The 21,785-nt window shown below is 70.6% G+C and carries 23 protein-coding genes; 9 read left to right on the forward strand and 14 right to left on the reverse strand.

Features of this window, described 5'->3' with window-relative positions:
- The first annotated feature begins 122 nt into the window (after positions 1 to 122).
- Positions 123 to 635, forward strand: coding sequence for a peptide-methionine (S)-S-oxide reductase MsrA (gene msrA / locus OG223_RS33060; RefSeq protein ID WP_329256393.1), 513 nt, complete (start codon positions 123 to 125; stop codon positions 633 to 635).
- A gap of 91 nt (positions 636 to 726) precedes the next feature.
- Here msrA (OG223_RS33060) and OG223_RS33065 read toward each other — a convergent pair whose 3' ends face one another.
- Positions 727 to 1,656: a DUF5829 family protein gene (locus tag OG223_RS33065; RefSeq protein ID WP_329265608.1), complete on the reverse strand. Its 930-nt coding sequence runs from the start codon at positions 1,654 to 1,656 to the stop codon at positions 727 to 729.
- 165 nt (positions 1,657 to 1,821) lie between these two features.
- On the opposite strand from OG223_RS33065, the gene OG223_RS33070 reads away from it, so the two are divergent.
- Positions 1,822 to 2,553, forward strand: a complete 732-nt coding sequence (locus OG223_RS33070) for a hypothetical protein (RefSeq protein WP_329256395.1) — start codon at positions 1,822 to 1,824, stop codon at positions 2,551 to 2,553.
- A gap of 60 nt (positions 2,554 to 2,613) precedes the next feature.
- Here OG223_RS33070 and OG223_RS33075 read toward each other — a convergent pair whose 3' ends face one another.
- The 6 genes from OG223_RS33075 to OG223_RS33100 all read right to left on the reverse strand — a co-directional run bounded on the left by OG223_RS33075 (position 2,614) and on the right by OG223_RS33100 (position 7,197).
- Positions 2,614 to 2,922 (reverse strand): hypothetical protein, encoded by a 309-nt coding sequence (locus OG223_RS33075; RefSeq protein ID WP_329256397.1) that lies wholly within the window; start codon positions 2,920 to 2,922, stop codon positions 2,614 to 2,616.
- Positions 2,923 to 3,016: 94 nt separating this feature from the next.
- A complete protein-coding gene (locus OG223_RS33080; protein ID WP_443073770.1) occupies positions 3,017 to 4,090 on the reverse strand; it encodes a threonine ammonia-lyase in 1,074 nt (357 codons plus the stop codon).
- A gap of 75 nt (positions 4,091 to 4,165) precedes the next feature.
- Positions 4,166 to 4,762 (reverse strand): DUF3885 domain-containing protein, encoded by a 597-nt coding sequence (locus OG223_RS33085; protein ID WP_329256399.1) that lies wholly within the window; start codon positions 4,760 to 4,762, stop codon positions 4,166 to 4,168.
- Between the two features lie 73 nt (positions 4,763 to 4,835).
- Positions 4,836 to 5,285: a DUF4304 domain-containing protein gene (locus OG223_RS33090; protein WP_329256401.1), complete on the reverse strand. Its 450-nt coding sequence runs from the start codon at positions 5,283 to 5,285 to the stop codon at positions 4,836 to 4,838.
- Positions 5,278 to 5,946 carry a peptide-methionine (S)-S-oxide reductase MsrA gene (gene msrA / locus OG223_RS33095; protein ID WP_329256403.1) on the reverse strand — a complete coding sequence of 223 codons (669 nt, stop codon included), beginning with the start codon at positions 5,944 to 5,946 and terminating at the stop codon, positions 5,278 to 5,280. Before msrA (OG223_RS33095) ends, OG223_RS33090 begins: the two co-directional genes overlap by 8 nt.
- A gap of 132 nt (positions 5,947 to 6,078) precedes the next feature.
- The gene (locus OG223_RS33100) at positions 6,079 to 7,197 is read right to left on the reverse strand and encodes a hypothetical protein (RefSeq protein ID WP_329256405.1); all 1,119 of its coding nucleotides are present in this window, start codon (positions 7,195 to 7,197) and stop codon (positions 6,079 to 6,081) included.
- Positions 7,198 to 7,440: 243 nt separating this feature from the next.
- Between OG223_RS33100 and OG223_RS33105 the strand changes: the two genes are divergently transcribed.
- The gene (locus OG223_RS33105; RefSeq protein ID WP_329256406.1) at positions 7,441 to 8,595 is read left to right on the forward strand and encodes a cystathionine gamma-synthase; all 1,155 of its coding nucleotides are present in this window, start codon (positions 7,441 to 7,443) and stop codon (positions 8,593 to 8,595) included.
- Between the two features lie 52 nt (positions 8,596 to 8,647).
- Here the strand turns inward: OG223_RS33105 and OG223_RS33110 are convergent, their stop codons facing one another.
- The 3 genes from OG223_RS33110 to OG223_RS33120 form a co-directional block, all read right to left on the reverse strand.
- Positions 8,648 to 8,896: a hypothetical protein gene (locus tag OG223_RS33110; protein WP_329256408.1), complete on the reverse strand. Its 249-nt coding sequence runs from the start codon at positions 8,894 to 8,896 to the stop codon at positions 8,648 to 8,650.
- 34 nt (positions 8,897 to 8,930) lie between these two features.
- Positions 8,931 to 9,434 carry a sigma factor-like helix-turn-helix DNA-binding protein gene (locus OG223_RS33115; RefSeq protein ID WP_329256411.1) on the reverse strand — a complete coding sequence of 168 codons (504 nt, stop codon included), beginning with the start codon at positions 9,432 to 9,434 and terminating at the stop codon, positions 8,931 to 8,933.
- Positions 9,435 to 9,603: 169 nt separating this feature from the next.
- Positions 9,604 to 10,101: a MarR family winged helix-turn-helix transcriptional regulator gene (locus OG223_RS33120; protein WP_329256413.1), complete on the reverse strand. Its 498-nt coding sequence runs from the start codon at positions 10,099 to 10,101 to the stop codon at positions 9,604 to 9,606.
- Positions 10,102 to 10,264: 163 nt separating this feature from the next.
- On the opposite strand from OG223_RS33120, the gene ilvA reads away from it, so the two are divergent.
- The 3 genes from ilvA (at position 10,265) to OG223_RS33135 (ending at position 13,562) form a co-directional block, all read left to right on the forward strand.
- Positions 10,265 to 11,494, forward strand: coding sequence for a threonine ammonia-lyase (gene ilvA / locus OG223_RS33125; protein ID WP_329256415.1), 1,230 nt, complete (start codon positions 10,265 to 10,267; stop codon positions 11,492 to 11,494).
- A gap of 203 nt (positions 11,495 to 11,697) precedes the next feature.
- Positions 11,698 to 12,708 carry an ATP-binding cassette domain-containing protein gene (locus tag OG223_RS33130; RefSeq protein WP_329256417.1) on the forward strand — a complete coding sequence of 337 codons (1,011 nt, stop codon included), beginning with the start codon at positions 11,698 to 11,700 and terminating at the stop codon, positions 12,706 to 12,708.
- Entirely contained in the window at positions 12,705 to 13,562 is an 858-nt protein-coding gene (locus OG223_RS33135; RefSeq protein WP_329256419.1) for an ABC transporter permease, read from the forward strand. The genes OG223_RS33130 and OG223_RS33135 overlap by 4 nt, the downstream gene beginning before the upstream one ends.
- A gap of 102 nt (positions 13,563 to 13,664) precedes the next feature.
- On the opposite strand, the gene greA is transcribed toward OG223_RS33135, so the two are convergent.
- Together greA and OG223_RS33145 are read right to left on the reverse strand one after the other, a co-directional pair.
- Positions 13,665 to 14,165, reverse strand: a complete 501-nt coding sequence (gene greA / locus OG223_RS33140) for a transcription elongation factor GreA (protein ID WP_043679814.1) — start codon at positions 14,163 to 14,165, stop codon at positions 13,665 to 13,667.
- 168 nt (positions 14,166 to 14,333) lie between these two features.
- Entirely contained in the window at positions 14,334 to 14,732 is a 399-nt protein-coding gene (locus OG223_RS33145) for a DUF4307 domain-containing protein (protein ID WP_329256422.1), read from the reverse strand.
- 147 nt (positions 14,733 to 14,879) lie between these two features.
- Here OG223_RS33145 and mca point away from each other — a divergent pair, with 147 nt between their 5' ends.
- Both mca and OG223_RS33155 read left to right on the forward strand, forming a co-directional pair.
- Positions 14,880 to 15,740 carry a mycothiol conjugate amidase Mca gene (gene mca, locus OG223_RS33150; protein ID WP_329265611.1) on the forward strand — a complete coding sequence of 287 codons (861 nt, stop codon included), beginning with the start codon at positions 14,880 to 14,882 and terminating at the stop codon, positions 15,738 to 15,740.
- Positions 15,733 to 15,990, forward strand: coding sequence for a hypothetical protein (locus tag OG223_RS33155; protein ID WP_329256424.1), 258 nt, complete (start codon positions 15,733 to 15,735; stop codon positions 15,988 to 15,990). Before mca ends, OG223_RS33155 begins: the two co-directional genes overlap by 8 nt.
- Before the next feature lie 4 nt (positions 15,991 to 15,994).
- Here OG223_RS33155 and OG223_RS33160 read toward each other — a convergent pair whose 3' ends face one another.
- Together OG223_RS33160 and OG223_RS33165 are read right to left on the reverse strand one after the other, a co-directional pair.
- Positions 15,995 to 19,207 (reverse strand): tetratricopeptide repeat protein, encoded by a 3,213-nt coding sequence (locus OG223_RS33160; protein ID WP_329256426.1) that lies wholly within the window; start codon positions 19,205 to 19,207, stop codon positions 15,995 to 15,997.
- Between the two features lie 77 nt (positions 19,208 to 19,284).
- The gene (locus OG223_RS33165) at positions 19,285 to 19,461 is read right to left on the reverse strand and encodes a hypothetical protein (RefSeq protein WP_329256428.1); all 177 of its coding nucleotides are present in this window, start codon (positions 19,459 to 19,461) and stop codon (positions 19,285 to 19,287) included.
- A 165-nt stretch (positions 19,462 to 19,626) separates the two neighbouring features.
- Between OG223_RS33165 and OG223_RS33170 the strand changes: the two genes are divergently transcribed.
- Positions 19,627 to 21,657: a thioredoxin domain-containing protein gene (locus tag OG223_RS33170; RefSeq protein ID WP_329256430.1), complete on the forward strand. Its 2,031-nt coding sequence runs from the start codon at positions 19,627 to 19,629 to the stop codon at positions 21,655 to 21,657.
- The last annotated feature ends 128 nt before the right edge of the window (positions 21,658 to 21,785 follow it).

Consider the following 21,785-nt stretch of genomic DNA (forward strand, 5'->3'; position numbering starts at 1 on the left):
ATCGCACGGAACCTTCGAACGTTGAGCACACTGGGCAGGGGACACCGGTGCGGTACGAGCCGGTGACCGAGCTGCCCGAGTGATCGAGCTGATCAACAGCCGACGGATATTGGAGGGTCGCAATGGCTGCGCAGACGCAGAGGGCCGTGCTGGCGGGCGGATGCTTCTGGGGGATGGAGGAGCTGGTCCGCCGGCTCCCGGGCGTGACGGCGACCCGGGTCGGCTACACCGGCGGAGACGTGCCGAACGCGACGTACCGGAACCACGGGACGCACGCGGAGGCCATCGAGATCCTCTTCGACCCGGAGCAGACCGACTACCGCGCGCTCCTGGAGTTCTTCTTCCAGATCCACGACCCGAGCACCAAGAACCGCCAGGGCAACGACATCGGCCTCAGCTACCGCTCGGCGATCTACTACGTCGACGACGAGCAGAAGCGCGTCGCCGAGGACACGATCGCGGACGTGGACGCGTCGGGCTTGTGGCCGGGCAAGGTCGTCACCGAGGTGGAGCCGGTGGGCCCCTTCTGGGAGGCCGAGCCGGAGCACCAGGACTACCTCCAGCGTTACCCGGACGGGTACACCTGCCACTTCCCCCGCCCGGGCTGGAAGCTGCCGGCTCGCGCGGAGGGCTGACGGCGCGGGTCCGGTCCTGTCCGGTCCCGTACGCGGTGTGCGCCCCCTCGACTTCGAGAGGGCGCACGCTCTGGCGAGGGGCACCGTGCGGCTAGCTGACGCCGTTCTTGGCGAACGTCCACACCGCGCGGGTGCCGGGGCCGACGGTGAGGGTCGAGTGACCGATCTGTTCCACGTGCCGGTCCTTCACGGGCCGGTTCAGTGACATGTCGACCTGCTGGTACCCCGCCTTCTCGCGCGGGACGACGTCGAACCGGATCGTGGTGCCGCCGCCCACCGCGACGACGCCACCGCCCGCCACGGTCCGGACGGTGAATCCGCCGGCCCGCAGCAGTGGCACGGTGTCGGCGAGGTCGCCCTCGGTGACCGCGAGGTGGACCGAGGTCACGTCTCGCATCAGGTGGGTGCGGTAGTCGTCGGAGAGATAGCGCTCCCGGCCGACGTCACCGGGGTAGCTCGGCGGCTCGGTGTTGCCGCGGGGATCGGCGAAGTACTCCGGCCGGTACTCCATCGCCCAGGCGTCGAAGGCGTCGTACTCGGTCGTGGTGAGGACGGCGTCGAACCACGGCACGGGCACACCGTCACCGAAGTCCCGCGTCTGGAGAAAATCGACGGGGTCGGTGACCCCTTCGTCCTTCAGCCGCGCGGTGACCGTCGCCAGGTCTCCCGCCCGCTCGGTCGACAGACCGAGCCCGGCGGCACCGAGGGTGCCGTCCTGGCCCGGGACGTCGCCGACTCCGAACAGCTCCATGTAGGTCTCGCGGCCCATCAGATAGCGGCCGGTCCAGGTCTCCCCGCCGGTACCCGTCGTGGTGCGGACCTGGAAGTTCGCGAACTCCCGCAGATAGTCGGAGTGTTCGATCGCGTCGGCGGTCTCCCGGTCGAAGACTCCGAAGGAATGGTTGTAGAACAACAACTCCCGGTCGGAGGAGCCGCCCGAGGCCCGACCCCCCTCGGCCTGCGCGGTCCCCACCCCACCCCCGATCGCTCCGGCGAGGGCCACAGCGAGCACGATGATCATCCGTAGTGCGCGACGCATCAGCATGTGCGGGAGCGTAGGGCGGGAAGGGAGCGGCTGCCGGTCTTTCTGAACGAGGTCGAAATGCTTGACATGGGGGGATTGGTGAGGGGCTGGGTCTGGCCGCGGTACGGGAACGGCGCGCCGCACACGCCCTAGCCTTGGCCGATGACCATCGGAAACCAGCCCCTTGACGACGCCGGCTCCGCTGGGCTGCCGCATCACCGGGCGCTGTTGGACGGCACGGACTGGGCCTCGCTCGGCACGGCGAGAGGGGACGGCGGTTTCCTGCCGGCCGTCCTCACCCGGCTCCTCGACCCTGATCCCGCGGTGCAGACCGGTGCCCTCAGGGAGTTGGAGCCGGTGCACCACCAGGACAGCTTCTACGAGGCCACGGTCCCGGTGGCCCTGTACGTCGCGGCGATCCTCGCCCGCCCCACGACCTCCGCACGGGCAGCGCTTCCGGAGTGGCTCGGATCCCTCGCCTGGGAGGCCGACGACGAATGTGTCGCCATGGGGGAACGCCATTTCAACGGCGGCTACCTCGAGACCTATCCGGAGCTGCGCGCGTTCCGTGACCAGCGCCCCGCGTTCTACCGTGCCGTCTCCCCTTTCCTGGACCACGACGACCCGGCAGTGCGCGACGCCGCGGTGATCGCCGCCCTCCCGATGACCGAGCATCCCGATCTCAACTGCCATCGGGGCGAGGTCGGGCAGCACGCCCGCCGTCTCCTGGCGACCAGCACCAGTCGCCCCGATCGCGGCCGGGCTCTGGCCGTACTCAAGAAGTGGGGCGAGGACATCAGGGGCCTGGAGACCGCCGACGACATTGGCGCGGGCGACCGACATGCCTCAGCCCGCAACGGGGTCGGGGGCTGCGTGGACGAGCCGCCGTTCTGACCGCGTGGCCCGTCGCAACAAGCCTTCGCCACTACGGACCTTCGTCACAGCAAGCTTCCGTCACAACAGGCTTTCGTCCCGGACCACCCAGCCCGTGCCCAACTCACGGCGCAGCGCCTCCAGCGCGGTCCGCGCCTGCTGTTTGAAACGCTGTAGTTCTTCGTCGGACCACGGGGACGGGTCCGGCGGATAGTCCCAGTCGATCGACGACTGGTACCACGTGGACAGCCTCGCCAGTTCGGCTCGGGTGGCCGGGGTGATCGGCAGACGCTCCAGGTCGCAGGGGTAGCCGTAGGGGCTGGCCATGTCCTCCGGCCACAACGGAGTGTCTACGCCGGCCTCGAAGAAGAAGCGCAAGTGGTGGACCATGCCGCACCCTCTCACTCCCGCACCCCCCTCACTCCCGCACCCCCCTCACTCCCGCACCCCCCTCACTCCCGCACCCCCCTCACTCCCGTATCTCTTACTCCCGTATCTCTTGATTCCGTACGGCGGGCACGGGCCCCGCGTCGACCCAGCGGCGATAGGCGTCCACGTCGACGTTGCTGCCGCACACGACGGTGACCACATGCCGCCCGGCGAAACGGTCCCGGTCTTCGAGGATCGCCGCGATGCCGAGCGCGGCCGACGGTTCGACGACGAGGCCCGCGTGGTCGAGGAGCATCCGCATACCGGCGATGATCGACGCCTCCCGGACCAGGACGGCGTCGTCGGCGACCAGGAGGAGATCGTCCAGGACGGCCGGGATGGGGTACCGGCCGGCGACGCCGTCGGCGATGGTGTCGGTCGAGTCGGTGGTGACGACGCGCCGTTGATGCCACGAGTGCGTCAACGCCGGGGCGCCCAACGGCTGGACGCAGATCACCTCGACGCCGGGCGCCAGCTCCTTCAGCACATGCCCCACGCCGGTGGCCAGCGCCCCGCCGCCGAGAGCGACCAGAACGGCGTCGAACGGCGGCGCGGCGCCCACCAGTTGCGCCGGTCCCCGCCCATCCCGTCCATCCGGCCCGTCCCACCCGTCCCGCGCTTCCACCAGCTCCAGGCCGATGGTCGCCGCGCCCTCGCAGGTCTCGAGGTCCAGGCTGTCCTCGACGAGCCGGATGCCGTCGTGGCGCGCGATGGCCGCCGCCCGCTCGCGCGCCAGCTCATGGTCACCGTCCACCAGCTCCAGCCGGGCACCGAACGCACGGATGCGCTCCAGCTTGGCCGCCGTGGCGAAGCGGGACGCCACGACCGTCACGTCCAGCCCCCGGCCGCGGCCGGACCAGGCGAGGGCCTGGCCGAGATTGCCCGCGCTGGCGCACACCACGGCCCGCGGACCGTGCTCGGCGAGCAGGCTCGCGATGACCTCGGTACCGCGGGCCTTGAAACTGCGGACCGGGTTCGCCGTTTCGAGCTTGATGCTCACCGCACACCCGAGACCCGGCTCCAGCGCCTCGCAGCGGTACAGCGGAGAGTCGAGAAAGACCGGGTCGATCACCCGGCGGGTCGCCCGGATCCGAGCGGTGTCGAGGCGGGTCCCGCGTGTCTCCTGCACGACACGGGAGCGTAGCCCGCCCGTACCGCGAGGTGACTCGGCACCGACGGATACGGCAGGCACCCATGCGCCGCGTCAGAGGCCGGCCGGATTGCCGGGCAGCCAGTCGGTGTGCTTCGCGCGAAGGCGGTCCCGTTCGGCGGGCGTGGTGAGGATGACGTCCGCCCCGCCGTCGTAGGGGTGGTGGACGCGGTGCAACTCGGTGTCGGTGACGAACACTTCGGCGAGTGTGTCGTCCGCGACGGCCCGCAGCAGTTCGTCGACGCAACCGTGCCGCCAGGGGCGCCGGTCGGCGTAGAGGCGGCTGTGGATGTGGAATTCCGGGTCGGGGTCGTCATCGTCCGACTCGGTCCACCAGGGGACGCCACCGGGGTGCAGTGACCGGCGCGGTTCCGGCCGGACGGCGGGCCCGGTGAGGGTGTTCGACCAGTCCACGGTCACCACGAACACGTCGGCGCCCGCGAACAACTCGTCGAGGACGGTGTTGTACCGGTGCAGCACGATCGCGTACTCGTCCTCGAACTCCGGATACCGCTTCGAGCCGGGGAGACTGTGGAAGCGCACCCAGCGGGCCGCGTACGTCCGGCGGAACGTGTGCGCGACGGGCGGACCCGACGGCCACCGCTCCCGCCACAGCGCGGCGAGCGGCGTCGGCGCGGTGCCCGTGCTCATCCCTTGCGCCCCACTGGCCGCCGTCCGAAAGACACCGCTGGAGTGCCACCTCCGGATCTCAGCGGCTCACCCCTCATGAACGGCGCCGCTCCCGAATCGCCGGCAGCGCGTACTCCGTCACCGCGGCGATGACCCCACGGGCGACCGGCTCGGGGTCGGTCGTGGCCGAGATGGTCCACCAGGTGTCACGGTTCGCGGGGAGGAGCCGCCCTATGCGGCTGTGCCAGGCGGCGGGGCCGTACACGGTGTTCGGGCTCGGGCGGGCGGGCAGGTGCGGCTGGCGCCTCCGGGCCTGCGCCCAGCCGAGCTTGTCGGCCACGGTCACGTTGAGCGTGAACTCGACGTGCCCCGCCGTGTTGTGCGCGGACTTCTGGAAGCCGATGAGGGCCCAGGTCTCCAGATGGGGCAGTTCGTACGTCTGCCCCGACCCCTTGAAACCCAGCGCACGCAGACCGGGAGCGATCCGCGCCCGCATCAACGACGTGAACGCCTGCTGCGCGGTGGACACGGAGCCGTCAGCCATCGGTCGGCGCCACGCCTATCGGGCAGGAGACTCCCGTCCCGCCGATCCCGCAGTACCCCGCCGGATTCTTGTCGAGGTACTGCTGGTGGTACGCCTCGGCCGGGTAGAACACCCGCCCCTGTGCCGGGAGTATCTCCGTGCTGATCGTGCCGAAGCGCGAGCCCGTGAGGACCTGCTGGTAGGCGGCGCGGGAGGCTTCCGCCGCGGCTGCCTGCGCGGGGGTGTGGGGGTAGATCGCCGAGCGGTACTGCGTGCCCACGTCGTTGCCCTGGCGGAAGCCCTGTGTCGGGTTGTGCGCCTCCCAGAACGTCTTCAGCAGCCTGTCGTACGAGATCAGCTTCGGGTCGTAGACCACGCGGACCGCCTCCGTGTGACCGGTCAGGCCCGAGCAGACCTCCTCGTAGGTGGGGTTCTCGGTGTAGCCGCCCTGGTAGCCGACCAGCGTCGTCCACACCCCCACCGGGAGCTTCCAGAACGTCCGCTCCGCGCCCCAGAAGCAGCCCAGTCCGAAGTCGGCGATCTCCAGGTGCCCGGGGTAGGGGCCGAGCAGCGGGGTGCCGAGGACGGTGTGGCGATCGGGACCCGTGAACACCGGCTGGGGCCGGCCCTGCAAAGCCTGTTCCGGTGTGGGGAGTTGGGGCGTACGACTGTGCAGGAACATACGATCTCCAATCGGGCCGCAACGAGGGTCCGCACGCAGTGAACGGGTGGGAGCTCCCCAGAATTCCGCCTCGCTCCCGAGTGCGACCGCCGGCTGCCACCGCGCCCGGCGCCCGGCACGCGCGCCCGGTCCTCAGTGCGGCAGACTCGCCGGACTCCCTCCGTTCGCCTCGTACCCCGCCACCGCCAGCGCCCGGTAGACCGCGAACTCCGCCGCCGGGTCCGGGGACAGGGTCCAGGGGAGCGCTCCGACGTGGCCGTCGATGTGTATGAGCTGGTTCATCGCCTCGGACCAGCGCTCCGCGCGGACCAGGAAGAACACCAGGAGATGGCGGACGTGCGCCAGCATCGGGTCGTCGGGGCGGGCCGCGTGGACGGCGAACAGCGCGCCGTGGATCGCCTTCTCCACGACCTCGCTCTGGTAGAAGCTGCTGACCAGGTTCACCTCGGGGAGGTGCTCGAAGACCGCGAAGAGCGGCATCGCGGCGAGCAGGGAACCCTGCGGGGCCCGCGCGGCGGCCGACTCCGCGAACGAGTTCGCCAGCGCGCGCGAGCCGTGCCACTTCTCGCACCAGTAGTGCAGGGCCGTCAGATGTGCCCCCATGTGGGCCGGCGCGCGGTCCAGGATCTTCAGCCACACCTGCTCGAACTCCGGCTGCGGATACGTCAGTCCGCGTGCCACCGACAGCTCGACGATGTACGGGACCGGGTCACCGGGGGAGAGCAGCGCCGCCTGTCCGCAGGCGTCCCGCGCCTCCTCCATGATGATCCGGAACTCGTCCGTCCCCCTGGTCGACGTACGCCACGCCTGCTGCACCAGGAACTCCGCGTGCACGGCCGCGCCACCCGCGTCCTTCGGGTGCTCAAGACGCCACACGCGCAGCCACTGCCCGCCCGGTGTCTCGCTGACCCCGCCGGGCCGCTGCTGCAGCTCCAGCGACGCGGCGCCCGCGAAGGCCTGCACGCGCTGCCAGCGCAGCTCGCCCGTGATCTCGGTGCCGGCCAGCAACTGCATCGCCGCGCGGTAGTCCTGCGTGTGCTGCACCACGTCCAGGACGTCCAGCAGGTCCTGGTCGGGGCCGGGCATGCGGATGTCCAGCTCCTCCTCGCGCACGAAGCCGTAGGCCGCCGGGTCCGCGGCGTCCGGATGGCCCGGCGCGACCTGCTCGATCATCCCGCGCCTGCGCCGCAGGAACGGGATCAGCACGAAGCCCATCATGAGCAGCGCCATCAGGACCCAGAGAATCTCCATGCGTCAAGCGAACCAGACGGGTCCGACAATTGGCCAACCCGGCCCACCACCCTGTGGAAAACCACCGCCGCCTCGCGCCGCGATCCGGTGGAAATCCACCGTCACCTTGCTGCCCGACCCTGTGGAAAGCCTCGGCCACCGCTCCTCGCGGCCCTGTGGAAGACCCCGGCCACCATGCCTCGCGGCCCTGTGAAAAACCTCCGGATCGTCGTCATGCCCGCGGGCGCACTACGCTCGGGGCTCATGAGCGACAGGCACATCAGTCAGCACTTCGAGACCCTCGCGATCCACGCGGGCAACACCGCCGATCCCCTCACCGGCGCGGTCGTCCCGCCGATCTACCAGGTCTCGACCTACAAGCAGGACGGCGTCGGCGGTCTGCGCGGCGGCTACGAGTACAGCCGTAGCGCCAATCCCACCAGGACCGCCCTGGAAGAGAACCTCGCCGCCCTGGAGGGCGGCCGCCGCGGCCTCGCGTTCGCGTCCGGACTGGCGGCCGAGGACTGCCTGTTGCGTACGCTGCTCAGCCCCGGCGACCACGTCGTCATCCCGAACGACGCGTACGGCGGCACGTTCCGGCTGTTCGCGAAGGTCGTCTCCCGGTGGGGCGTCGAGTGGTCGGTCGCCGACACCAGCGACCCGTCGGCCGTACGGGCCGCGATCACCCCGAAGACCAAGGTCGTCTGGGTCGAGACCCCTTCGAACCCGCTGCTCGGCATCACCGACATCGCCGCCGTCGCGCAGGTCGCCCGGGACGCGGGCGCGAAGCTCGTCGTCGACAACACCTTCGCGACGCCCTACCTCCAGCAGCCGCTGGCCCTCGGCGCCGACGTCGTCGTGCACTCCCTGACCAAGTACATGGGCGGTCACTCGGACGTGGTCGGCGGCGCGCTGATCGCGGCCGACGAGGCGCTCGGCGAGGAACTGGCGTACCACCAGAACGCGATGGGCGCGGTCGCCGGGCCCTTCGACTCCTGGCTGGTGCTGCGCGGCGCCAAGACGCTGTCGGTACGCATGGACCGGCACAGCGAGAACGCCACCAAGGTCGCCGACATGCTCACCCGGCACGCACGCGTGACGCGCGTTCTCTACCCGGGCCTCCCGGAGCACCCCGGTCACGAGGTCGCCGCCAAGCAGATGCGGTCCTTCGGCGGCATGGTCTCCTTCCAGGTCGAGGGCGGCGAGGAAGCGGCCGTCGAGGTCTGCAACCGCGCCAAGGTGTTCACGCTCGGCGAGTCCCTGGGCGGCGTCGAGTCGCTGATCGAGCACCCGGGACGCATGACGCACGCGTCCGTGGTCGGTTCGGCCCTGGAGGTCCCCGGCGACCTCGTCCGCCTCTCCGTGGGCATCGAGAACGTGCAGGACCTCCTGGAGGACCTGCAGCAGGCACTGGGCTAGCCGACGACGGACAGGGTCCCGTCCGGGCGGGACAGGGTCCTGTCCGGGGCCCTCACCAACCCGTCAGCGGTGGAGTCGTCTCCGACGGCGGCTCCACCCAGGGGCGGGCCGTCAGCACCCACACGGTGAACACCACGATCGCCGCCCACAGCAGTAGCCACATCAGCCGCCGGGCGGCCCTCCTGCGGCGCAGCATCCGGCCGCCGCGGCGCACGACGTCCGCGTACAGCTCCGGCGGCACCTGCGGCGGAGTCCGCTCCATGATCTGCCGTACGGTCGCCTCCCGCTCGGGCCTGTTCACGCGCGCGTACCCCCGTTCCGGGGCCTCGTCGGTCTCATGACGGCGCCATCTTGGCCCCGGCCACCTTCGGTGCCGGACCGCGCGGCGGATGCAGCAGCGTCGCCGTCGCCCGCTCGCAGATCGCCCGTACCCGTTCCGTGGGGAGGCCGAGCAGCGCCGCGGCCTGTTCCTCGGCGACTCCCTCGTACAACCTGAGGACGAGGATCAGCCGTTCCTGGGGCGAGAGGGCGCCCAGCGGGCTGCCGGGGTGGGGCCGGGCCCGGCCGAGGCCGCCGTACTGGTGCCAGGCCGTGCGGGCGAAGCGGGTGGCCAGGTACTGGCGGGCGCGGTCGTACGGGTCCTCGCCGCGCAGCCGGTCCCAGGACGCGTACGTGTTCGCCAGGGACAGCGTCAGCAGCCGCCGCGCGCGCGGGTTGTCGTGCCGTTCCTCCGCGGTCAGCAGCGTGGCGGCGTGCAGCAGCCGCCCTGCCGCGCCCCCGACGAATGCCTCGAACTCCCGGGCACGACGGGCGTCTTGGGACGTCTGCCGTTCTCGCACCGCGCCGCCTCCCCCCTGAAGGACCCGGTTTCATATGAGGCCAGGGCCGTCCTTAGGTCAAGAGTTCGGTACGAAAGGCGGGAGTCGGGCATCACGCGCGTGTGCCCGCGCCCTTCAGGAACCGGACCCTTCAACGGGGCCCTTCAACCACGCCCGTCGACCGCGTCCTTCAGGAAGCCGACGGCGTCTCGCCGCCGGGCACCGCCATCCGCGCGGAGAGGGCGCTGTTGAAGCGTGTGAGGAGCGCGCAGAACACCTCGCGCTCCTCCGGCGCCCAGTCGTGGGTCAGCTCGTCCATCAACTGACGCCTGGACGACCGCACTTCCTCCAGTCGCGACTGCCCGCGCGGGGACAACTGCAGCACCACCGCGCGGCCGTCCTCGGGGTGCGAGGTGCGCTTCACGAGCCCGGTGTCGACGAGCGGGGCCACCTGCCGGGTGACCGTCGAGGAGTCGATCCCCATGCTCGCGGCGAGCGCCTTGACGCCCATCGGGCCTTCCTTGTCGAGGCGGTTGAGCAGGAGATACGCGGCGCGGTCCATGGAGTTGCGCACCTGTCCGACTCCGCCGAGCCGGGTCTGTTCGGCACGGCGCGCGAACACCGCCACCTCGTGCTGCAGCGTGTCGAGGAGACCGGATTCACCGACGGTCGTCATGTCCATCGACATTTCAGGTGTTGTGGGCATGGCCGGGGGCTCGCTTCATGAAGGGGGTGCTGGGTTGGGGGACAGGGTACGCGGATGGAAGGCGGCCCGTACCGGCGCTGCGCAAACCAGTCTCGGAGCTTGGTCACAGCCGAGGCGAGCGCCTGTGAACTGCGATGCTTGAGTCATGAGCTACAGCACGGCTGACTCCTTGCGACCCGTCACCCTCGACGATGTGCGCGGCGCCCAGAAGATGCTCACGGGCGTGGCGCGGGTGACCGCGATGGAAGGCAGCAGGCACCTCACCCAGCTCGTCGGCTCGCCGGTGCACTTCAAGTGCGAGAACCTCCAGCGGACCGGCTCCTTCAAACTCCGCGGCGCCTACGTCCGTATCGCCGGACTGCTCCCCGAGGAGCGCGCCGCCGGTGTCGTCGCCGCGAGCGCCGGCAACCACGCCCAGGGCGTCGCCCTCGCCTCCGCGCTCCTGGGCGTGCGCTCCACGGTGTTCATGCCCAAGGGCGCGCCTCTGCCGAAGATCAGCGCCACCAAGGAGTACGGCGCGGAGGTGCGCCTGCACGGCCACGTGGTCGACGAGACGCTGGCCGCCGCGCAGGAGTACGCCCATGAGACGGGCGCGGTGTTCATCCACCCCTTCGACCACCCCGACATCATCGCGGGCCAGGGCACGGTGGGCCTGGAGATCCTGGACCAGTGCCCCGAGGTGCGCACGATCGTCGTCGGGATCGGCGGCGGCGGACTCGCGGCCGGAGTCGCGGTCGCCGTGAAGGCGCTGCGGCCCGACGTACGGATCGTGGGCGTCCAGGCGGCGGGCGCGGCCGCGTTCCCGCCCTCGCTGGCGGCCGGGCGCCCGGTGTCGATCAAGAACCCGGCGACGATGGCCGACGGCATCAAGGTCGGGTGCCCCGGCGAGGTGCCGTTCGGGATCGTCGCCGATCTGGTGGACGAGGTCCGCACGGTCAGTGAGGACGAACTGTCCGCCGCGCTGCTGCTGTGCCTGGAGCGGGCCAAGCTGGTCGTCGAGCCGGCCGGCGCCAGCCCGGTCGCCGCGCTGCTGAGCGATCCGCGGGGATTCGAGGGACCGGTCGTCGCACTGCTGTCCGGCGGGAACGTCGACCCGCTGCTGCTCCAGCGCATCCTGCGCCACGGCATGTCCGCGCAGGGCCGCTACCTGGCCGTGACGCTGCGGCTGACGGACCGGCCGGGAGCTCTCGCGACGCTTCTCGGGGTGTTGTCAGTGGCCGACGCTAACGTCCTCGATGTGAGCCACGTCCGGACCGATCCGCGGCTCGGGCTCACGGAGGTGGAGGTCGAGCTGCATCTGGAGACGAAGGGGCCGGTGCACTGCGCCGAGGTCGGCCACGCCCTGCGTGAAGCGGGCTACACGGTCATCGACTGAGGTCGGAGCACGCGTCGACCGAGGTCGGCGCCCGTTCGTCACCCGTCCTGTCACTCGTTCGAGAAAATCTGTTGAGAGACGCGATACATCGCGTTATGGTGTGTCTCGTGTCGCCCACAGGCTGAAGCATGCCGCTGCCACGGGCAGAACAAAAGACACATACCTAGGCTTTTCAAAGAATCCCCGACGACGTGGAGACTGATATGCCAGGCGCCATCTATGCCGAAGGCCTGGTGAAAACCTTCGGCGATGTGAAAGCTCTGGACGGCGTCGACCTCGATGTCCCCGAGGGCACCGTGCTGGGCCTGCTCGGGCCCAACGGCGCGGGCAAGACGACCGCCGTCCGCTGCCTGACCACACTGCTGCGCCCCGACAGCGGCAAGCTCGTCGTCGCCGGCCTCGACGTGCTCAAGCAGCCCAACGAGGTGCGGCGCTCCATCGGCCTCTCCGGTCAGTTCGCCGCGGTCGACGAGTACCTGACCGGCCGGGAGAACCTGCAGATGGTCGGCCAGCTCTACCAGATGAAGGCCAAGGCCGCCAAGGCCCGGGCCGATCAGCTGCTCGACCAGTTCAACCTCGCGGACGCCGCCGACCGTACGGCCAAGACCTACTCCGGAGGCATGCGCCGCCGGCTCGACCTGGCGGCGGCGCTCGTCGTCTCCCCGCCCGTGATGTTCATGGACGAGCCGACCACAGGACTCGACCCGCGCAACCGCCAGATGCTGTGGGAGGTCATCAAGCAGCTCGTCTCCGGCGGTACGACACTGCTGCTGACCACCCAGTATCTGGAGGAGGCCGACCATCTCGCGCACGACATCGCGGTGGTCGACCACGGCCGTGTCATCGCCCGCGGCACCTCCGACCAGCTCAAGGCCCGCACCGGCGGCGAGCGCGTCGAGGTCGTCGTGCACGAGCGCGACCACATCGAGATCGCCTCAGAGGTGTTGCGCGGCTTCGGCAAGGGGGACACCACCGTCGAGGAGCACACCCGCAAGCTCACCGTGCCCGTCACCGGCGGCGCGAAGCTCCTCGCCGAGGTCATCCGCGAGCTCGACTCCCGCGGCATCGAGATAGACGACATCGGCCTGCGCCGCCCCACCCTCGACGACGTGTTCCTCTCCCTGACGGGCCACGTGGCCGAGGAGAAGGCCGAGGAGAACGGCACGGACGAGACCCCCAAGGACCGCAAGCAAAAGAAGGAGGCCGCGAAGTGAGTGCCGTCACCGATGCCGCGCCGGTCGCGGCACCCAGCAGTGCGCTGGGCCAGTCCGTGCACGACTCCCTGGTCGTCGCGAAACGCAATCTGATCCGCATGAGCCGCATTCCCGAGATGGTCATTTTCGGTCTCATCCAGCCGATCATGTTCGTGGTGCTGTTCACCTACGTCTTCGGCGGTTCCATGCAGATCGGCGGCAGCACCAGCGCCACCGACTACAAGAACTTCCTGATGGCCGGCATCTTCGCGCAGACCGTCACGTTCGCCACCGCCAGCTCCGGCGCGGGAATCGCCGACGACATGCACAAGGGCCTCATCGACCGGTTCCGCTCGCTGCCCATGGCGCGGGGCGCGGTGCTGACCGGGCGCACGCTCGCGGACCTCGTGCAGACCGCGCTGACCCTGCTGGTCCTCGCGATAGTCGCCCTGCTGGTCGGCTGGCGGGTCGGCTCGGACGGGGGCACCAACGCGGGCAAGGTGCTCGGTGCCTTCGGACTGCTGCTTCTGCTGGGGTACGCGTTCACCTGGATCGGCGCCCTGATCGGCCTCAGCGTCCGTACGCCCGAGGCGGCCACGTCCGGCGGACTGATCTGGCTCTTCCCGGTGACGTTCATCTCGAACGCGTTCGTGGACACCAGCAACATGACCCCCTGGCTGCGCCACATCGCCGAGTGGAACCCGTTCAGCGCCACCGTGCAGGCCTGCCGGGTGCTCTTCGCCAACCCGGGACAGTCGCCCTCGGACGCCTGGCCCATGGTGCACCCGGTGTGGGCCTCACTGATCTACTCGCTGCTGATCATCCTCATATTCCGGACGCTGTCGGTGCGGAAGTACCGCTCGGCCACGGCCTGAGGGAACACGCGGGAGACCCGCGGGAGGCATGACGAAGCCCCCGGCGCCGCAAGGCCGCCGGGGGCTCGTCGAAGGCGAGAGGCGATGGACCGGTTCCGCGGGTCAGCCGTTGTACGGCTCGGCCTTGAGGATCGTCACCGAGGCCTTCTTGCCGTTGGGCAGCTCGTACTGCGCCACCTCGCCGACCTTGTGGCCGAGCACGCCGGAGCCCAGCGGGGACTGCGGCGAGTAGGTCTCGATGTCGGCGCTCGCGTACTCGCGCGAGGCGAGCAGGAAGGTCGTCGTGTCGTCCTCGTCGCCGTCGAAGGCGATCGTCACGACCATGCCGGGCGCGACCGCGCCGTCCGTCGACGCCGGCGCCTCGCCGACCTTGGCCTTCTCCAGAAGCTGGGTGAGCTGGCGGATGCGGAGCTCCTGCTTGCCCTGCTCCTCCTTGGCCGCGTGGTACCCGCCGTTCTCGCGCAGGTCGCCCTCCTCGCGAGCGGCCGCGATCTTCACGGTGATCTCGGCGCGCGCGGGACCAGACAGGTACTCCAGCTCGTCCTTGAGCTTGGTGTACGCCTCCTGCGTGAGCCAGGTGACGTCTTCGCTGGTCTGGGTCACAGGTGCTCCTCGTAGGTACTGGGAATACAAAGCATCGCCCTACCCAGAAGAATGTTCCTTCATGGAAGGGCGAAACCACGAGCCTAACAATTCAATGGCGTCAGGGGGAGGACATAAGCCGTCAGACATACGTCAACGCTGGTCAGCGCCTACGTAACGAGGGTGACGTCAGTCGGAGTGACAGCCCAGCAGCTCGGCCGTCGTGCCCCGGGCCGTGGTGCGCAGGGTGACGACCTTGTCGATCCGGGTCGCCGAGCCGCCGAAGTGGAAGTCCGCGCGGCCCACCTCGGACTGGTCCGCGGCCTGGGAGCGCAGGGTGCAGTAGCCCGTGGTCCCGGAGTCCTTGTGGACCTCGAGATGCACCTTGACCTCGGTGTCCGAGGCCTGGAAGGTGATCACCTCGGCGCTGATCTTGGCCTCGACGACATAGTGGTAGGCGAAGTACCCGACGAGGGCGAGCAGGCCCGCCGCGAGGACGGCGCCGGCGATCCTGAGCTTGTGGTCGGCACGCTCGTCCGACGAGTGGCCGTAGCGGCCCTCGGGCAGTCGCGTACTCGCCGTGCTCATGATCGTCCTCCCGGCAAGGGGCTCCCGAAACCGGCCCCCGGAATTATTCGCCCCTCGATTCGGTCACTATAGAAGCGCCGATTGCACCCCAGGACACCGGGGCGCCGACCTACTGAGGATTGAGTCTTGACTGACCAGCTACGACTGATGGCCGTCCACGCGCACCCCGACGACGAGTCGAGCAAGGGCGCGGCCACCATGGCGAAGTACGTGTCCGAGGGGGTGGACGTGCTGGTCGTGACCTGCACGGGCGGGGAGCGCGGCTCCATCCTCAACCCGAAGCTCCAGGGCGACACGTACATCGAGGAGCACATCCACGAGGTGCGCAAGAAGGAGATGGACGAGGCCCGCGAGATCCTCGGCGTCAAGCAGGAGTGGCTCGGCTTCGTCGACTCGGGGCTGCCCGAGGGCGACCCGCTGCCGCCGCTCCCGGAGGGCTGCTTCGCGCTGGAGGACGTCGACAAGGCGGCCGGCGAGCTGGTGAAGCAGATCCGCTCGTTCCGCCCGCAGGTGATCACCACCTACGACGAGAACGGCGGTTACCCGCACCCCGACCACATCATGACCCACAAGATCTCGATGGTGGCGTTCGAGGGCGCGACGGACACCGAGAAGTACCCGGAGTCGGAGTACGGCCCGGCGTACCGGCCGCAGAAGCTGTACTACAACCAGGGCTTCAACCGGCAGCGCACCGAGGCCCTGCACCATGCGCTGATCGAGCGCGGCCTGGAGTCGCCGTACGCGGAGTGGCTCAAGCGCTGGGACGAGTCGGGGCACGTCGAGCGCACGCTCACCACGCACGTCCCCTGCGCCGAGTTCTACGAGATCCGGGACAAGGCGCTGCTCGCGCACGCCACGCAGATCGACCCCGACGGCGGCTGGTTCCGGGTCCCGATGGAGATCCAGAAGGAGGTCTGGCCCACCGAGGAGTACGAGCTCGCGAAGTCCCTCGTCGATACCTCCCTCCCCGAGGACGACCTCTTTGCGGGCATCCGCGACAATGCCTGACATGAGCTCAAGCGCAGCCCTGGCAATGACGCACCTGGTCCCCCTCGCCGAGGTCGACGAGAACAAGGTCACCCCCGGCGTCCTCGGCTTCATCGTGTTCGCGGTGATGGCCCTGGCCGTCTGGGGGCTGATGAAGTCCATGAGCAAGCAGATGAACAAGGTCGACTTCAAGGAGGGCGCGGACCCGGCGGCCGAGGCGAGGGCCGAGCAGGCGGCCGCCCCGGCCGAACCCAAGGCCAAGCAGGGCTGAGGCGTCAGGCGGTGCCCGGCACCGCCACCCCCATCACCTCACGGGCGTGCCGGCTCGGCACCATGCCCAGCCGCCACGCCTGCCAGCCCGCCTCCAGGTTCACGCCCCGCTCCAGCAGCAACTGGTACGCCTCCACGTAGTCGTCGAGTTTCTCGTCGCGGGACGGGTGCCCGGCGCGGGACAACTCGGCCAGTTCCTCCTGGGCGACCGCCGTGCCGACCTCGACCCCGCCGGGGGCCGCGTACGGCAGCAGCGTGGCGCGCAGGAAGTGCGCCCAGTCCGCGCCGCGCCGGTCGCCGTACGAGGTGAACAGACCCACCGCCTCCTCGCACAGCGTCAGTGCCTGCGGGGTACGGGTGTTGCCCGCGTCGACGACCGCGAGCTCCAGGCAGGTCCACGCCTCGCCGTGGGCGACGCCGATGCGCTGGAAGTCGGCGCGGGCGTCGACCAGGAGCTGGCGGGCGAAGCCGGAGTTGCGCAGCGAACCGGTCTGGGCCGCGCGCTGGTCGCGGGTCACGCGCGCCGAGTGGTGCCGGGCGCAGGCCAGGCCGTAGACGTCGCGCATACGGGAGAACATCGTGCGGGAGCGTTCCAGCTCGCGCACCGCCAGGTCCAGGTTGCCGGTCTCCTCCAGGGCCTGGCCCAGGTAGTAGACGGTCCAGGCCTCGCCGCGCGCGTCCTCGTTCTCGCGGTGCCGGGCGGCGGCCTGGCGCAGGCCGTCCACCGCCGGGGACGGGTCGCCGGCGATCAGCCGGGCGCGGGCCAGTTGGGTCAGCGCCCAGGCCTCGCCGCGGGCGTCGCGGGTACGGCCGTAGAGGCCGAGGGCGGTGGTCAGTTCGGACTCCGCGCGCGGGATGTCGCCCATGCGCAGGCCGAGTTGGCCGAGCTGGAAGTGCGCCCATGCCTCGCCGTGCACGGATTCGCCGGCCCGGTGCAGGACCAGGGACTCGGTCAACAGCCGCATGGCTTCGGGGAGTCGGCCGCGGTCGCGTTCCACGGCGGCCAGCGCGTGCATCGTCCAGGCGCGGTCGGTGGCCAGTGCGGGCGGGGCCTGGAGGTCGAGGGCCTCGCGGAGCCGTGTCGCCGCCTCGGTGAGGTTGCCCTGGTGGTGGAGGGTGATGCCGAGGGAGCACAGGGCGCGTGCGGCGCCCGCGTCGTGATGGGCCTCCATGTAGAGGTCGACGACGGAGGTGAGGGTGGTGCGCGCCTTGTCGAGTTCGCCGAGCTGCCGGGCCGCGATGCCCGTGCGCCACTGCACCGAGCGGACAAGCAGGCCCTGGTCGACGGCCTGCGCCAACTCGCTGATCTCGCCCAGCCGGTAGAGGTCGCCGCGCAGCAGGCAGTAGTCGCACAGCGCGCCCAGCAGGTTGAGTACGGCGCCCTGGTCGACGCCCTCCGCGTGCCGCAGCGTCGCGGTGATGAAGCTCGACTCGTCGTCCAGCCAGCGCAGTGCCTCGTCGAGCGAGGTGAAGCCGTGCGGGCCGAACCGGTCCGAGCGCGTCGACATGTTGCCGTCGACCAACCGCAGTACGGAGTCGGCGAGTTCGCCGTAGTTCACGATCAACCGCTCCTGCGCGGCCGTACGTTCCGTGGACTCCTCCTCGTCGAGGAGGCGGGCCTGGGCGAAGGCGCGGACCAGGTCGTGCAGGCGGTAGCGGGTGCCGCGGACGTGGTCGATGAGGCCCGCCCGGGACAGGGCCTGGAGGTGGCGGGTGGCCTCCGTCTCGTCGGTGGCCAGCAGGGCGGCCGCCGCTGCCGCGCCCAGCGAGGCCCGGCCGGCCAGCGCCAGCCGGCGCAGCAGTCTGCGGGCCGCGTCCGGCTGGTCGGTGTAGCGCAGCCACAGCGCCCGTTCGACCGGTTCGACGGGGCCGTACGCGCCGAGATCCGTGGCCAGTAGGCGCGAGGAGCGCGGGCCGAGGGAGGAGCCCGCGATGCGCAGCGCGAGCGGCAGCCCGCCGCACAACTCCCGGATCCGGTCGGCGGATTCGGCGTCGTACGGCTCCGGACCGTCCTGGCCGTCCTGCGCCGCCGCGCCCAACAGCTCCTCCGCGCCTGCCGCGTCCAGCGGCTCCACCGGCAACTGGTGGACCCAGGCGGCGAGTTCTGCGGGCAGGTCGAGGGGTTTGCGGGTGGTGACCACGACCAGGCTGTCCGAGCGTTCGGGCACCAGGGTGGTCACCTGCGCGACGTCGGAGGCGTCGTCGAGGATGATCGTCACCGGGAGGCCGGTCAGGTGCTGGTGGTACAACTCGCCCAGCCGCTTGACCTGTTGGTCGGGGGAGGAGCGTTCACGGAACAGCAACTGCTCGCGGGGCGCGCCGAGCCGGTTGAGCAGGTGCAGCAGGGCGTCGCGGGTGGGCAGCGGGGGTTCGCCCGGGCTGTCGCCGCGCAGATCCACCACGCAGGCGCCGCGGAACTGGTCCCGCAGGTCCTGCGCGGCCCGGACCGCGAGGGTGGTGCGTCCCGAGCCGGGCGCGCCGTGCAGCACGACCACCGTCGGCCGGGTCTCGGTGCTGGCGCGGGCCGCCTGCACCAGTTGCCGGATGCGGGCCAGCTCCGCCCGCCGGCCCGCGAACGCGCCCATGGCGTCCGGGAGTTGACCGAAGGACTGCTCCAGCACACTTCGCCTGCGGGCCGCCGCGCTCTTGTCGGTGCCGCGCAACTGCGGTCCCGGCTTCTTCGTCGGCCCGGTGGAGGCGGCGAGCACCCGCTGCTGGTCCAGGAACGGACGGATGCCCCGCACCTCCAGCGCGGTCAGCCACTGCAACCTCAACTGCTCGGGTCCGCCGGGCTGGCTGGCGGCACCGGCGCGGTGATGCGCGGCGGGCAGATGGGAGGCGGTCACCTTCACGACGGTCGCCGCGGCACCCACGACGCCGACGGTGACCCCGGCGCCGAGGGCGGTGCCGGTGCCGGTACCGAGGGCCAGGTCGGCGACGACAGCGGTGACCGCGCCAACGGCCGCCACCAGCAGGGGAGTTCCCCCGCCCTCCTTGGCGTAGCGCTGCCCGAAGCCGATCTGTCCGGCCGCCGCCGTGTCCAGCGCCGTCGTATAGGCCTCGTACTCCTCGGCCGCCGTCTGGGCCATGGCGTCCAGCGCGGCCCGGGACCGCGCCAGCAGCACCTGCCCGTCGGTACGCCCGCCGGAACGCCGCACCTCCTCCTCCACGGCCCGAGCCAACAGCCGCTCGGCATCGCTCCGATGGCCGTCCCGCATGTGTGGTCCCCCTCCGGCGGCAACTCCTTGGCCTATGAGTGTCCTTCGGCGGGGCCGGGAGCGCGAGAGGGCGACGATCAACCGTTCACCGGAAGCGGCGGGCGAACCCCGCTACGCAGGAGGGTGAGCCGGGTCCCCGCAGGCAGCAGCCCGGCGTCGACCAGGTCCGAGACCCGTACCCGCCGTCCCTCGATCAGATAGGAGGCCCGCCCGGACGATCCGTCCGTGCCCTCGCCCACCGCGGCATCCGTCACTGATGTCTCCCCCTCGAAACCGTCCCCGCCACGGAAGGATCCGGTCAGCACAGAGATCCACCCGTGGCGCCGAGGACAGGGGACGGCCTGTTCCGGACGCCCCCTGATTCCGCCCCGGCGGTGCCGTCGGCCGGCCCCGGCGCTCTTGTGCGCGAGGATGGCCGTATGCCGAACCGCCTTGCCGACGAGACGTCCCCCTACCTCCTCCAGCACGCCGACAACCCCGTCGACTGGTGGCCCTGGTCGCCGGAGGCCTTCGCGGAGGCTCGGGAGCGCGGGGTGCCCGTGCTGCTCAGCGTCGGGTATTCGAGCTGTCACTGGTGCCACGTCATGGCCCACGAGTCCTTCGAGGACCACCCCACCGCCGACTACCTCAACGCCCACTTCGTCAGCATCAAGGTCGACCGCGAGGAACGCCCCGACGTCGACGCCGTCTACATGGAGGCGGTCCAGGCGGCCACCGGTCAGGGCGGCTGGCCCATGACCGTGTTTCTGACGCCGGATGCCGAGCCCTTCTACTTCGGGACCTACTTCCCGCCGGCGCCCCGCCACGGCATGCCCTCCTTCCGGCAGGTGCTGGAGGGCGTGCGCAGCGCCTGGGCCGATCGACGGGACGAGGTCGACGAGGTCGCCGGCAAGATCGTGCGGGACCTCTCCCAGCGCGAGATCGACTACGGCAGCACCGACGCCCCCGGCGAGAGCGAGATCGTCGCCGCGCTGCTCGGGCTCACCCGTGAGTACGACCCGCAGCGCGGCGGATTCGGCGGCGCGCCCAAGTTCCCGCCGTCCATGGCGCTGGAGTTCCTGCTGCGCCACCACGCCCGCACCGGTTCCGAGGGCGCCCTGGAGATGGCACAGGACACCTGCGAGCGGATGGCACGCGGTGGCATCTACGACCAGCTCGCCGGCGGCTTCGCCCGGTACTCCGTCGACCGTGAGTGGGTCGTCCCGCACTTCGAGAAGATGCTCTACGACAACGCCCTGCTGTGCCGGGTGTACGCGCACCTGTGGCGCAGCACCGGGTCCGAGCTGGCGCGGCGCGTCGCCGTCGAGACCGCCGACTTCCTCGTGCGTGAACTCCGCACGAACGAGGGCGGGTTCGCCTCCGCCCTCGACGCCGACAGCGACGACGGGACCGGCAGGCACGTCGAGGGCGCCCACTACGTCTGGACGCCCGCGCAGCTCACCGAGGTCCTCGGCGAGGAGGATGCCCGACTCGCCGCCCACTACTTCGGCGTCACGGACGAGGGCACCTTCGAGGAGGGGCAGTCCGTCCTCCAACTCCCGCAGAGCGAAGGGGTCTTCGACGCCGAGAAGATCGAGTCGGTCAAACAGCGCCTCCTCGCCGCCCGTTCGCGGCGTCCCGCGCCCGGCCGGGACGACAAAGTGGTCGCCGCCTGGAACGGGCTCGCCATCGCCGCGCTCGCCGAGACCGGCGCCTACTTCGACCGCCCCGACCTGGTCGAGGCCGCCGTCTCCGCCGCCGATCTCCTCGTACGACTGCATCTGGACGAGCACGCCAAGCTGGCCCGCACCAGCAAGGACGGCCAAGTCGGGGCGAACGCCGGGGTGTTGGAGGACTACGCCGATGTCGCGGAGGGCTTCCTCGCGCTGGCGTCGGTCACGGGGGAGGGGGTCTGGCTGGAGTTCGCCGGGTTCCTGCTCGACCATGTGCTCGCCGGGTTCGTCGATGAGTCGGGGGCCTTGTACGACACCGCCGTCGATGCCGAGCGACTCATCCGGCGGCCGCAGGATCCGACCGACAACGCCGCCCCGTCGGGGTGGACCGCCGCCGCGGGCGCGCTGCTCGGCTATGCCGCGCAGACCGGTGCCGAGCCCCATCGCACCGCCGCCGAGCGGGCGTTGGGGGTCGTGAAGGCGCTCGGGCCGCGGGTGCCGCGGTTCATCGGGTGGGGGCTGGCGGTCGCCGAGGCGTATCTCGACGGGCCGCGTGAGATCGCCGTCGTAGGGCCGTCGGTCGACGACGAAGGCGCAAAAGCCTTGCACCGTACGGCACTTCTGGGTACCGCGCCGGGGGCCGTGGTCGCCTTCGGGATCGCGGGGAGTGACGAGCTGCCGTTGCTCGCCGACCGGCCGCTGGTCGACGGTGAAGCGGCCGCGTACGTTTGCCGTAACTTTACCTGTGACGCGCCGACGATCGATCCGGAGCGCCTGCGCACCGCGCTGAACAGGTGAAATGTCGGAATCGTAACCGTCTCAAACGCGACCTGTGCGAGAAATGGTCACGGGCGAGACTCATAGTGATGAAACACGCTCTTCACTGAAATCGGCTGTCCGCTTCACAGATCGCTCATAGTCTCGGC

The sequence above is a fragment of the Streptomyces sp. NBC_01478 genome, from assembly GCF_036227225.1.
In the GTDB taxonomy this organism is placed as follows: Bacteria; Actinomycetota; Actinomycetes; order Streptomycetales; family Streptomycetaceae; genus Streptomyces.

What these genes read in the sequence shown, in the direction of transcription:
- OG223_RS33065 (WP_329265608.1), bottom strand. Translation starts at nt 1,656, where the DNA reads ATGATCATCGTGCTCGCTGTGGCCCTCGCCGGAGCGATCGGGGGTGGG.
- OG223_RS33130 (WP_329256417.1), top strand. Translation starts at nt 11,698, where the DNA reads ATGCCAGGCGCCATCTATGCCGAAGGCCTGGTGAAAACCTTCGGCGAT.
- OG223_RS33105 (WP_329256406.1), top strand. Translation starts at nt 7,441, where the DNA reads ATGAGCGACAGGCACATCAGTCAGCACTTCGAGACCCTCGCGATCCAC.
- OG223_RS33155 (WP_329256424.1), top strand. Translation starts at nt 15,733, where the DNA reads ATGCCTGACATGAGCTCAAGCGCAGCCCTGGCAATGACGCACCTGGTC.
- ilvA (WP_329256415.1), top strand. Translation starts at nt 10,265, where the DNA reads ATGAGCTACAGCACGGCTGACTCCTTGCGACCCGTCACCCTCGACGAT.
- msrA (WP_329256403.1), bottom strand. Translation starts at nt 5,946, where the DNA reads ATGTTCCTGCACAGTCGTACGCCCCAACTCCCCACACCGGAACAGGCT.
- OG223_RS33070 (WP_329256395.1), top strand. Translation starts at nt 1,822, where the DNA reads ATGACCATCGGAAACCAGCCCCTTGACGACGCCGGCTCCGCTGGGCTG.
- OG223_RS33090 (WP_329256401.1), bottom strand. Translation starts at nt 5,285, where the DNA reads ATGGCTGACGGCTCCGTGTCCACCGCGCAGCAGGCGTTCACGTCGTTG.
- OG223_RS33120 (WP_329256413.1), bottom strand. Translation starts at nt 10,101, where the DNA reads ATGTCGATGGACATGACGACCGTCGGTGAATCCGGTCTCCTCGACACG.
- OG223_RS33170 (WP_329256430.1), top strand. Translation starts at nt 19,627, where the DNA reads ATGCCGAACCGCCTTGCCGACGAGACGTCCCCCTACCTCCTCCAGCAC.
- OG223_RS33145 (WP_329256422.1), bottom strand. Translation starts at nt 14,732, where the DNA reads ATGAGCACGGCGAGTACGCGACTGCCCGAGGGCCGCTACGGCCACTCG.
- OG223_RS33075 (WP_329256397.1), bottom strand. Translation starts at nt 2,922, where the DNA reads ATGGTCCACCACTTGCGCTTCTTCTTCGAGGCCGGCGTAGACACTCCG.
- OG223_RS33160 (WP_329256426.1), bottom strand. Translation starts at nt 19,207, where the DNA reads ATGCGGGACGGCCATCGGAGCGATGCCGAGCGGCTGTTGGCTCGGGCC.
- mca (WP_329265611.1), top strand. Translation starts at nt 14,880, where the DNA reads ATGGCCGTCCACGCGCACCCCGACGACGAGTCGAGCAAGGGCGCGGCC.
- OG223_RS33100 (WP_329256405.1), bottom strand. Translation starts at nt 7,197, where the DNA reads ATGGAGATTCTCTGGGTCCTGATGGCGCTGCTCATGATGGGCTTCGTG.
- OG223_RS33085 (WP_329256399.1), bottom strand. Translation starts at nt 4,762, where the DNA reads ATGAGCACGGGCACCGCGCCGACGCCGCTCGCCGCGCTGTGGCGGGAG.
- msrA (WP_329256393.1), top strand. Translation starts at nt 123, where the DNA reads ATGGCTGCGCAGACGCAGAGGGCCGTGCTGGCGGGCGGATGCTTCTGG.